The 11,098-nt window shown below is 70.1% G+C and carries 8 protein-coding genes and 1 pseudogene; 6 read left to right on the top strand and 3 right to left on the bottom strand.

Translation table 11 applies throughout. The annotated features are described in order from the left end of the window. Window positions 1–13: 13 nt before the first annotated feature. Window positions 14–844 (bottom strand): alpha/beta fold hydrolase, encoded by an 831-nt coding sequence (locus HV824_RS15295; protein ID WP_176420198.1) that lies wholly within the window; start codon window positions 842–844, stop codon window positions 14–16. A 184-nt stretch (window positions 845–1,028) separates the two neighbouring features. Here HV824_RS15295 and HV824_RS15300 point away from each other — a divergent pair, with 184 nt between their 5' ends. Further along, window positions 1,029–1,370, top strand: a complete 342-nt coding sequence (locus HV824_RS15300; RefSeq protein WP_176420200.1) for a hypothetical protein — start codon at window positions 1,029–1,031, stop codon at window positions 1,368–1,370. 63 nt (window positions 1,371–1,433) lie between these two features. On the opposite strand, the gene HV824_RS15305 is transcribed toward HV824_RS15300, so the two are convergent. Then, window positions 1,434–1,988 (bottom strand): adenine phosphoribosyltransferase, encoded by a 555-nt coding sequence (locus HV824_RS15305; protein WP_176420202.1) that lies wholly within the window; start codon window positions 1,986–1,988, stop codon window positions 1,434–1,436. 401 nt (window positions 1,989–2,389) lie between these two features. Between HV824_RS15305 and HV824_RS15310 the strand changes: the two genes are divergently transcribed. The 4 genes from HV824_RS15310 (at window position 2,390) to HV824_RS37965 (ending at window position 9,493) form a co-directional block, all read left to right on the top strand. Beyond that, a complete protein-coding gene (locus HV824_RS15310) occupies window positions 2,390–5,641 on the top strand; it encodes a DEAD/DEAH box helicase (RefSeq protein WP_176419255.1) in 3,252 nt (1,083 codons plus the stop codon). A 120-nt stretch (window positions 5,642–5,761) separates the two neighbouring features. Further along, window positions 5,762–7,498: a DNA repair protein RecN gene (gene recN, locus HV824_RS15315; RefSeq protein ID WP_176419212.1), complete on the top strand. Its 1,737-nt coding sequence runs from the start codon at window positions 5,762–5,764 to the stop codon at window positions 7,496–7,498. 60 nt (window positions 7,499–7,558) lie between these two features. After that, window positions 7,559–8,356 carry a Stp1/IreP family PP2C-type Ser/Thr phosphatase gene (locus HV824_RS15320; RefSeq protein ID WP_176419213.1) on the top strand — a complete coding sequence of 266 codons (798 nt, stop codon included), beginning with the start codon at window positions 7,559–7,561 and terminating at the stop codon, window positions 8,354–8,356. Between the two features lie 219 nt (window positions 8,357–8,575). Then, on the top strand, window positions 8,576–9,493 hold the full coding sequence (locus HV824_RS37965; protein ID WP_176410345.1) for a M23 family metallopeptidase: 918 nt from the start codon (window positions 8,576–8,578) through the stop codon (window positions 9,491–9,493). Window positions 9,494–9,608: 115 nt separating this feature from the next. On the opposite strand, the pseudogene HV824_RS15330 reads toward HV824_RS37965, so the two are convergent. Then, window positions 9,609–10,145: pseudogene (locus HV824_RS15330) on the bottom strand (GGDEF domain-containing protein); the annotation flags it as partial. Between HV824_RS15330 and HV824_RS15335 the strand changes: the two are divergent. After that, window positions 10,092–11,098 (top strand): SAM-dependent methyltransferase (locus HV824_RS15335; protein ID WP_368738065.1); only part of this gene is annotated, 1,007 nt, incomplete at its 3' end. The pseudogene HV824_RS15330 and the gene HV824_RS15335 sit on opposite strands and share 54 nt — an antisense overlap.

Below are 11,098 nucleotides of genomic sequence, written 5' to 3' on the forward strand. Positions count from 1 at the left end.
CCCCCGCGCCGCCTCAGGCTGGAACGGCGCCCGCGTGGATGACGACCTCGCGCGCGGAGACGAGCGCCTCGATGCCCGCGGCCACCATGTCCGGCACCTCCAGCGCCGGGAAGTGGCTGGTGGCGGGGAGCTTCAGCACGTGGAAGCCCGGATGCTCCACGCCGAAGTCCACCTGCGCCGCCAGGTAGTCGTGTGACTCCGGCCGCGCATACAGGTGCATCGTGAGCGGCATGGGCTCCAGCGTCGCGAGCGCTCGCAGTGGAGAGCGCTCGCGGGCGTAGGCGGCGTCAATCTCCCGCCCGGCGCGGGCCCACATGGCCTCGTCGAACGCGCCCATGTCATCGCGCACGAAGCGGCGGATGGCGTCGTCGTCGAGCCCCTTCAGCCAGCCCCGGAGCAGGCCGTCTCGCACCTCGCGCCAGCGCTCCGTCTGGAGTCCTCGCACGGCGCGGAGGAAGGCCGGGCGGGGCTCCGTGGCAATCCAGTCCAAGAGCACCATCCGCGGCACCCGCGCGGGGCCCAACGCCCGCCGCAACTCCAGCGCCCACCAGCCCGCGTGGGACATGGCCACGGGGACGATGTGCCGCGCGCCGCTGGCCTCGATGACGGCGAGCAGGTCCTCCAGCACCGTGGTGCTGTCGAAGTCGGCGCCGCCTCCTTCGGACTCGCCGTGCCCGCGAATGTCCACGGACAAGACGCGCCGGAAGGCGGAGCAGCGGGGAAGCAGCTTCTGGAAGCTCGCCCGGGTAGTGCACCACTCGGGGATGAAGAGGAGCGCGGGCTCGCCCTGGCCTACGTCGTCGTAGCGGATGCGGGCGCCGCCGCGGGTGTGTACTTTCGGCATGTCGTCCCCTCCGTGGAAGCGTCGGTTGGTTCTCGTCGGAGGGTGCGCAGGCCCGGCCTGCATGTCAGCAGGCGACACGGCAGGGGCCAATCCGGCCGGGCGGAGGGCCGCTGTCTCAGTTATTTCATGTTTCGCGTATTATCCTGCTTCGTTTCCCGGGATGACCCCGGCAGGAGATATTCACATGCAACTGAAGTCGCTCATGGGGAGCTGTGTGCTCGCGGTCGCCGTGCTGCTGGCGGGCTGCGGTGGGACGGAGCTGGAGACGGCCGTCTCCGAGGACCTGGGCGTCCAGGAGAGCGCCATCAGCCTCTGTCTGCCGGGGGCTCCCTCGGGTTCGCTCTGTGGCAATGGCGGTACCTGCGTCTATGAATACCGGACCCAGACCTCGGCGCCCTGCCGTCCGAAGTGCTCGACGAGCGGAACGTGTAGCGGCTCACAGGTGTGTTGCCCCGGGCCGAACCTCCCGTACTGCATGCCGGCTTACCCGGGTTGCTTGCCGCTCATCCCCCCGCCCGTGCCGTAGCCCCAGCGCGGCGTCGCGCTCCGGCGGGAGCCGCCGGAGCGCTTCACCGTCTGCAAGCGCCGCTCAGAAGGTCAGCAGCGTCGTCACGCGCTCGCGCCCCAGCCGGTTGGGGCCTTCGAGGAAGTCCAGGCTGAGGAGGAAGCTGAAGCCCACCAGCTCGCCGCCGAGCCGGGACACCAGCTTCGCGGTGGCCTCCGCCGTGCCTCCCGTGGCCAGCACGTCATCCACGACGAGCACGCGCTCGCCCTGGAGGATGGCGTCCTCGTGCATCTCCACGCCGTCGGAGCCGTACTCCAGCGAGTAGCGCTCCACCACCGAGCGGTGCGGCAGCTTCCCCGGCTTGCGCGCGGGCACAAAGCCCACGTTGAGCGCCAGGGCGATGGGGGCACCCAGCAGGAAGCCTCGGGCCTCCACGCCCACCACCTTCGTGACGTGCTGCCCCCGGAAGGGCGCCGACATGGCGTTGACGACGCGGCCGAACAGGCGCGGGTCCGCCAGCACGGGGGTGATGTCCTTGAAGACGATGCCGGGCTTGGGGAAGTCCGGCACGTCCCGGAGCCGGGCCTTCAGGTCGGCGACGAGGGTGGTATCGGTCAGGCTCGGGACGGGCAGGTTCATGGCGTGCGCTCCAGCGGGGGAGGAAAAGCGGTAGGGCGGGGAAGGGGAGGACCGGGAGGCGGGTGGCTCGGACGGCCGCCTGCTCTGTCTCCATGGCGACGAACCCCTGCCCGCCGGGAGCAGTTCCCGCGCGAAATGGCCTCCCAGGTGGGAGACCCGCCTCTGGGGGGAGGGGCGGCGCGTCGGCTCGGCGCGCCGGACGCTTCCCCGAAGAGCGGGCGAGTTTCGGAGGCGCGAAAGCGGACGGTCCGGGCCATGGCGGGGGTTGATGCTCTCACAGCTTGATGCCAGCGGCGGACTCTGCTGGCGGACGCATTGATTTTTCCCGCGACCGGGAGCCTCGTTGCTGTGGTAGTTCAACGGGTTCCCCGGCGATTTGGAGCCTGGGGCCTGTGCCAGCCGTGCAATCCACCGCCGATATTCGAGAGATCCTCCCGCCTCAGGACACCCAGTGGCTCCGTGCCCTGAAGGCCGAAGTTCAACCCGCGACCTTCAAGCAGGGGCGAGAGGTGGCGGAGTCGCGCCGCGTCTTCGGCCTCAATCGTGAAGGGGACCGCATCAGCGCCCAGGTCGCCGGTTCGTCCGGCGAGCGGTATCAGACGGCCCTGCATCTGGGTAACGGCCGAGCCACGTCGACCTGTACCTGCCCGTCGTGGAATGTCGAAGGCCCCCACTGCAAGCACGTGGTGGCCGCGGCACTCATCTACGCCGCGCGCTTCCGTCCGCCCGGACCGCCCGCACCTCGCCCGGCGGAGCCTGTCGCCGCCGCTCCCGAGCCGAAGGAGGCCGTCGTCGATGACGAGCCCCATGTGGAGCCGATGCAGTCGGGCGGCGACCCGGTCAGCCTCCCGGCCCTGGCCAAGGTGGAGAGCTGGCTCGGTCTGTCTTCTCAGCCCGACTACGAATTCTTCTACCGCCTCACGGCCGCCAGCACGGGGAACGGCAGCACGCGGCAGTGGATCGTCGACGTGCGCCGGCAGGACGCGCAGACGAAGGGCCCCATCCACGTCAAGCGCCTGTTGCAGACGGGGGGCCGCATCTCCCCCGCGGACGAGCGCGTCTTCATGCTGCTGTCGCGCCACGAGCACCGCTATGACTCGCGCCTGGTCCTGTCCGACGAGGAGCTGAGCGAGGCGCTGGAGCTCTTGCGCCACCGCCGCGTCATCTACCGTGGCACGGCGCTCATCAACACCGAGGTGCCGGTGCGGCCCCAGATTCATCTGGAGTCCCGCCCGGACGGCGCCACCGCGCGCATCGAGCTGCTCTTCCCGGACAACGCGAGCTACGCGCTCAAGGACGTCATCCTCCTGTCGGGCCGGCGCACCTGGGTCATCCAGGCGCAGAACCTGCACCCGGTGGAGCCGGACTTCCCGCCGCGGCTGCTGCGCAAGTGGCTGCTCGAGCCCAGCATGTCCTTCCCCTCGGGGCAGCTGGATCGGGTGCTGACCTTCTTCGCCGCGCACCTGCCGCGCTTCCGCATGGCGCTGAAGGCGGACGACATCGACGTGGACGAGAGCGTGGAGCCTCGCTTCATGCTCACGTTGGAGGGCAGCCCCGAGCGCGTGAAGGTGCAGCTGGCCGCGAAGTACGGCCACACGACGGTGCCGGTGTCCCCCACGGCCACGCACCTGGGCTACGCCAGCGGCGTGGGCGGGGACAGCCGCAAGCTGTACCGGCGTCGCGAGGAGCTGGAGCGCGGCGCGGGGAAGCTGCTGTTGGATCTGGGCCTGCGCTTCGAGCCGCAGGCGCAGGTCTTCGACGCCACGGGCGACACCGCGCTGGAGTTCTGGGCTCGGGGCCTGGCCTCGCTCCCCGAGGACTGGGAGCGCTTTGGCGTGCAGGCCCCCAAGGTGCGCCTGCGTCCCAATCTCAAGCCGCGCATCCGCGTGGGCATGAGCGGCGTGCAATGGTTCGACCTGGATGCGGAGTTCGTCACCGACGACCAGGCCGTGGACCTGGGCGCGGTGCGCATGTGGCTGGACTCCGGCCGCCGCTTCGTCCCCCTGAAGGATGGGAGCTTCGCGGAGGCGGACCCCGTCGAAATCAAGCGCGTGGCGGACCTGCTCGAGGAAGCCGGCGCGCTGCCGGGCCGCTCGCGCACGCGGCTGCCGCTGCACCAGGCCGTCGCGTTGGACCTGCTTGCGGACCTGGGGGAGTTCACCGAGGTGGAGGCCAAGGCGCGCCAGGCGATGCTGGAGCTGCGCGAGACGGCCGGCGTGCCGAAGGTGTCCGTGCCCGATGGGCTCCAGGCCACGCTGCGCCACTACCAGGAGGCGGGCCTGTCCTGGCTCTGGTTCCTGCGCCGCCACGGCCTGTCCGGCATCCTCGCGGACGACATGGGTCTGGGAAAAACCATCCAGTCGCTCAGCCTGATGCAGAAGGTGGCCAACGACGAGGGGCGCAAGCCGTCGCTCGTGGTGGCGCCCACCAGCGTGCTGGCCAACTGGGAGCGCGAGGCCGAGCGCTTCACGCCGGGCCTCAAGACGATGGTGTGGCACGGTCAGGACCGCAAGGAGCGGGCCGAGGACCTGAAGGACATGGACCTGGTCCTCACGTCCTACGCGCTGGTCCGCCGTGATCTGGACCAGCTGTCCCAGGTGGGCTTCCGCTACATCATTCTGGACGAGGCGCAGAACATCAAGAACGCGGGCAGCGCCACCGCGCAGGCGTGCAAGGCGCTCCCCAGCGAGACGCGTCTGGCGCTCACCGGTACGCCCCTGGAGAACCGCCTGTCGGAGCTCTGGAGCATCTTCGACTTCCTGATGCCGGGCTTCCTCGGCAGCGCGGATGGCTTCGGGGACCGCTACGAGCAGCCCATCCAGGTGGCCAACGACAACATCGCGAGGGACCGGCTGCGCCGCCGCATCCAGCCCTTCATCCTGCGTCGCCTGAAGACGGAGGTGGCCAAGGACCTGCCGCCGAAGACGGAGAGCGTCGCCTGGTGCGAGATGGAGCCCGGTCAGGCCGCGCTCTATCGCGAGGTGCTGGATGAGAGCCGCCGCAAGGTGCATGAGAGCATCGAGAAGGTGGGCTTCAAGCGCAGCCGCGTATCCATCCTGGCCGCGCTGATGCGCCTGCGGCAGGTGTGCTGCGATCCGCGCCTGCTCAAGATGCCGCCCGGCACCCTGATGCCGCCCAGCGCGAAGGTGGAGCGCTTCCTCCAGTTGGTGGAGGACCTGGTGGCGGAAGGCCACCGCGCGCTCGTCTTCAGCCAGTTCACGGAGATGCTGGAGTTGCTGAAGCAGGAGGCGGACAAGAAGGGCCTGCGCTACCTCTACCTGGACGGTCGCACCAAGGACCGCATGGGCAAGGTGGACGAGTACAACAACCCGGACGGTCCGCCGCTCTTCTTCATCTCCCTCAAGGCGGGCGGCACCGGCTTGAACCTCACCGCGGCCGACTACGTCATCCACTTCGACCCGTGGTGGAACCCCGCCGTGGAGGACCAGGCCACGGACCGGACGCACCGCATCGGCCAGACGCGCGCCGTCATCAGCTACAAGCTGATCACCCGCGGCACCGTGGAGGAGAAGATCCTCGCCCTCCAGCGCCGCAAGCGGGAGCTGGCCGCTGGCGTGCTCGGCGGAGACACCGACGAGCTGGGCCGGACGCTCACGGAGCAGGACATCCAGGAGCTCTTCACGGAAATCTAAGGACTTGCGAGCTTGGGGGCCCGCCATCCGTGCGCTCAACCCGAACGCCTGTACAGTGTCAGTCGGACCTGCTAGGGTGTTCAGGTACCAGAGCCGTCGTACGGACATTGGAGGGCGCGCGTGCTGCTGGGTCTGCGGATTTCGAACGTAGCGGTGATCGAGGAGGTGGAGGTGGCGTTCGGCGCCGGCCTCACCGTCCTCACGGGTGAGACAGGCGCGGGCAAGTCCATCCTCGTGGATGCACTGGGCCTTTTGCTCGGGGGGCGCGCCGACGCGGATGTCATTCGCGCCGGCTGTGAGGAGGCGTCCGTGGAGGGCGTCTTCGCGCGGACTCCCGCGTTGGAGGCCCGGCTGGAGGACCTGGGGCTGCCGGACCTGGGGGATGAGGTGCTGGTGCGCCGGGTTCTGGGACGCACCGGGCGTGGCAAGGCCTACGTCAACGGCTCACTGGTGACAGTGGGCGTGCTGGGCAAGCTCACGCGCGGGGCGGTGGACATCGCCGGCCAGCACGAGCACGTCAGCCTCTTTGATTCGGGCCTGCACCGGGTGCTGCTGGACAGGTACGGCAACCTGGAGGAGGGGTTGGCGGCCTACTTCCGGGAGTACACCGGCCTGCGTGAGGTGGACGCGCGCATGGAGGCGCTGGGCGGAGACGAGGCGAAGGTGCGCGAGCGCGCCGAGTTCCTGCGCTTCCAGCTCGACGAAATCACGCGGCTGGACCCGGAGGCCGGCGAGGACGCGCGGCTGGACGCGGAGCGCAAGCGGCTGGGCGGCGCGGAGAAGCTCAAGCGCCACGCCGCGGAAGCGGAGCTGCTGGTGTCCGGCGAGGAGCAGTCCGCCGTGGAGACGGTGGGCCGCGCGCTGGGGCTGGTGCACGAAGCCGTGAAGTGTGACGACACGCTGGCGCCGGTGGCGCAGGCGCTGAGCGCCGCGCTGTCGGAGCTGGAGGAGGCACAGCGCCGGCTCAACCGCTACGTGGAGGGGCTGGAGTTGGACCCCTCGCGGCTGGCGGACGTGGAGGAGCGGCTGGACGCGCTCAAGCGCCTGTGCCGCAAGCACGGCACGCACCTGGAGGGCCTGCTGAAGAAGCAGGGCGAGCTCGAGGTGGAGCTGGGCACGCTGGAGAACCGGAAGGAAATCCTGGAGGAGCTGGCCGCCGACCGCCGCAAGGTGGAGGAGCGGGCCCGGAAGGCCGCCGCGGCGCTGACACGGGCGCGCACGGCCAGCGCGGTGACGTTCGCCGCGCAGGTGCGTGAGGGCCTGGGGCAGCTGGCCATGGGCAAGGCGGCCTTCGAGGTGCGGGTGACGCCGTCGGAGTCGCTGCGCCCGGACGGCGCGGACGACGTGGAGTTCTTCTTCAGCGCGAACCCCGGCGAGCCGCCGCGCGCGCTGGCGAAGGTGGCCTCTGGCGGTGAGGCGAGCCGACTGCTGCTGGCGCTCAAGAAGGCCCTGGCCGACAGCGACGGGGGCGGGTGCTACATCCTGGACGAAGCGGACGCGGGCGTCAGTGGCGCCATCGCGGACGTGGTGGGGCGGATGATCAAGGACGTGAGCAGTCACCGTCAGGTGCTCTGCATCACCCACCTGCCGCAGGTGGCCGCCTATGCGGATGCGCACCTGCTCATCCGCAAGGGCCTCAAGGGCGAGCGCACTGTCTCGGAGGTGGTGGTGCTGGAGGCAGGGGCGGAGCGGACCCGGGAGCTGGCACGGATGATGTCGGGCGTGGAGGTGACGCGTGAGGCCCTGGGTGCGGCGGAGGCCCTGGTGCGTTCGGCCAACAGGGCGCTGGGGACCCGGGCCCGCAGGGAGTCCGGACCGGAGGGGGCCCCCCGGGGGCGGCTCCGACGCACTGCGTGAAGTGCGTCAGGTGCATCCGCGTCCTTGCCCCATCCTTGGGCCTCACATAGCATCCCGGGTGTGTCCAGCACCGCAGGGCAGACCGCGGCCTCCCGCTTGAAAATAATCTCCGCCGGCCTGACGGATGTCGGGCGTAAACGTAATCACAACGAGGACAGCTTCCTCATTGATGATGAGCTCCAGCTCTACGTCGTGGCCGACGGTATGGGCGGCCATGCGGGCGGCGGTACTGCGTCCCGCATCGCGGTGGAGACCATCGACAAGGAGATGCGCCGGGCGCGGGAAGGCAAGGACAACCCCTTCCTTTCCGTCCCGAACCTCCAGGACTCTCCGATTCCGGAGGCGCTGCGCACCGCCGTGGAGCGGGCCTGTCTGGCCATCTTCACGGCCGCGCAGGAAGACGCGCGGCTGTCCGGCATGGGCACCACCGTCATCTCCCTGGTGGTGCGCGACGAGCACGTCTTCTTCGCCCATGTAGGTGACAGCCGCGCGTACCTCATCCGCGGCGACCTCATCCAGCAGATCTCCGAGGACCACTCGCTGGTCAACGAGCAGATCAAGGCGGGGATGATTACCCCGGAAGAGGCGAAGCACTCCCGCTACAAGAACATCATCACCCGCTCCGTCGGCTTCGAGGAGGAGGTGCAGGTGGACGTCATGGGGCTGGTGTCAGAGCCCGGCGACGTCTTCCTCCTCTGTTCGGATGGCCTCGCGAACATGATGGAGGACCGGGAGATTCATGAGACGGTGGTGAAGGCGCGGACCTTCGATGAAGTCCCCGCGCGCCTCGTCGACTTCGCCAACGAGCGTGGCGGCGACGACAACATCACCGTCATCGTCGTGCGGGTGGAGGCCTGACGCACCCAGAGTCTGGACGTGGCCGACAGACCTCCCTGCGGGTCTGTTGACCTTGACACTCTTGGAATCTGAGTGGTAGCTGCCCCAACGTTTCCAGCCGAGTCGAAATGCCGGTGGGCGACGAAGCGGGAGGGGTAGGCGGCGGGGGGAGGTGTTGCGCGCGAGCAAGCGACTTAGCTTGCTGCGCCAGTAGTCCCACGCAAGCAGGGGAGCTGTCCCGTGGCGAAAAAGTCCTTCACACTGATGGTGATTCCGGACCATGACGCTCCGGTCAAGCGGTACACCATTCAGCGGTCCTTCTTCACCCAGGTGGGGATGGGACTGATGCTCGTGGTGGGACTGGGCGTGGGTGCGAGCGTGCACTACTTCCAGGTGGCCGCGGACGCCTCCGAGAACCGCATCCTTCGTGAAGAGAACCTGACGCTGCGCTCGCAGCTCAAGTCGGTGCGTGAGCGCATCGAGCACATCGGCTCCACGTTGGACCGGGTGGAGCGCTTCGACCAGAAGCTGCGCGCGGTGACGCTGCTGTCCGATCCGCAGCGCAACCTGGCCATGGGCCCCACGGAGCCCGAGGCGGGCACGTCCGCGCCGGCCACCGACACGCAGTTCACGCAGCTGACCTCCACGGAGACGCCCAAGGCGCTGATGGGCCGGTTGGACCGGCTGAGCGCGGAGGCCACCCGCCAGGAGCAGAGCCTCCAGGAACTGCAGGCCTACTTCCAGGACCAGAAGTCGCTGCTGGCCTCCACGCCGTCCATCTGGCCCGCGCGCGGCTGGGTGACGAGCGATTTCGGCTCGCGCCTGGACCCGTACACCGCGGACCGTGTCATGCACGGCGGCATGGACATCGCGGCGCCGCACGGCAAGGAGGTCTTCGCGCCGTCGGACGGCACGGTGGTGTTCGCGGGCCTGGAGGGCGGCTACGGCAACGTGCTCGTCATCGACCATGGGTACGGCATCAAGACGCGCTACGGCCACCTGTCGAAGATGCTGGTGAAGGCCGGCGACAAGGTGAAGCGCGGCATGCACATCGCCGCCGTCGGCAACACCGGCCGCTCCACCGGCCCGCACCTCCACTACGAGGTCCGCGTCAACGGCATCGGGCAGAACCCGCGCAAGTTCATCCTCGAGGAGTAGTCAGCGCGGAGGATGACGCCTCGGCGCTTCGTCGAGGCGCCTCGCTCCGGACGGAAGGGACGCGCTCCCGTGGAAGCCCGAGGGGCTCCGGGCGCGCAGGCGCTGTCTCACGGCGTCAGAGCGTCGCGGGGCCTGGGATGGAGCCATCCAGCCGGATGCGCCTGCGCTGAAGTCCCCGCGCGCGGCCGGTGCGCTCCATGACGTGGGTTCGCTCCAATTCCGCCCACAGCAGCGGTCCCAGCACCTGCCAGTGTGAAGGCGCGTCCACCGTCAGCTCCAGCAGACTCACCGTCCACGAGGGCACGTCCGCGTCGGGCGTTCCCTGAGGCAGCACCCGGCGCACGTCCCGCGCCAGCCGTTCACGCGTGGGGGCGGCGAGGTGCTCCTCCACGGTGAGCTGCGACGTCGGCACGAGCAGGGCGGCGAAGGCGTCCGCGTGGATGCGCACCACCTTCGCGCCGGGGTACTGCGCGGAGAGGGACTCCACGGTGGCGCGCAGGACGGCGTCCCCGGTGGGGAAGCCGAAGCGGGCGTTGACGTTGATCATCCCCTGCACGTCCGCGATGACGGCGCCCACGCGCCACCCGTCATGGTGGCCGTGGGTGGACACGTCGTACTCCTCCTTGAGGAGGTTGCCCTGGGTGAGCGCTGGCTGTGGACCTGCCGCGCGGGCTTCGAGGCCCACCTCTTCGAGGAGCTGGAGTGGGCCGGCGCCGAGCCCCGCCTGCTGGGCGAGGCCCTGGTGGAGAGTGACGCCGTCTCTGGCCCTCCGCCCGCCTTCGCGCGCGCGGGCTATCAGGTGGCCGCCACCTTGACGGCCACCAGCCCCGAAGCCATCGCTGAAGCCGCGGCCCGGGTCGTGCTGGCGCTTCCCGGGCGGGCGCCCTGGGCGGTGCAGGCCTTCACGCCCGACACCCCACGAGGCAACGCCCTGGCGGCCGTGGCGGAAGCCCTGGAATCCGCCGTGTCCGCCAGGCTGCCGCCAGGGCGGCGTGTGGAGGACGCCCAGCGGGCGCGGGAGGCCGGGGCCCTGCTGGTCTCCCTGTGCGTGGCGCCGGACGACGTGACGGTGGTGGGCGCCGTGCACGCGCGCGAGGCCGTGTCCCTGGCGGCGGGAGGGCGCAGGCGCATGCGGCGGGCTGGAGACGCGCCGTCACGCGCGGCCATGAAGCTGGAGGAGGCCCTGGACGGGCTGGCCTTCGAGCCCGGGCGCGGCGACGTGTGCGTGGACCTGGGCGCGGCGCCGGGCGGCTGGACGCAGCGGCTGGTGAGCCGCGGCGCGAAGGTGGTGGCGGTGGACCCCGCCCGGCTGATGCCGGAGCTGACGGGGAACCCGCGCGTCAAGCACGTCCAGGAGAGCGCCTTCGCCTATGCGCCCGACGAGCCGGCGGACTGGCTCTTCTGCGACATGGCCTGGCGCCCCCTGGAAGTGGCGCAGCTGCTGGCCAAGTGGGGCCGCCGCGGCTGGGCGCAGCACCTGGTGGCCAACATCAAGCTGCCCATGAAGGACAAGAACCCCCTCCTGCTGCGGGTGCGCCACACGCTCGTCCAGGAGGGCGGGTGGCGCACCCGCAGCAGGAGGGGGTTCTTGTCCTTCATGGGCAG

The organism is Myxococcus sp. AM009 (assembly GCF_013372605.1).
Classification (GTDB): domain Bacteria; phylum Myxococcota; class Myxococcia; order Myxococcales; family Myxococcaceae; genus Myxococcus; species Myxococcus vastator.

Coding starts and splice junctions, on each gene's coding strand:
- HV824_RS15295 (WP_176420198.1), bottom strand. CDS start 844: ATGCCGAAAGTACACACCCGCGGCGGCGCCCGCATCCGCTACGACGAC.
- HV824_RS15305 (WP_176420202.1), bottom strand. CDS start 1,988: ATGAACCTGCCCGTCCCGAGCCTGACCGATACCACCCTCGTCGCCGAC.
- HV824_RS15300 (WP_176420200.1), top strand. CDS start 1,029: ATGCAACTGAAGTCGCTCATGGGGAGCTGTGTGCTCGCGGTCGCCGTG.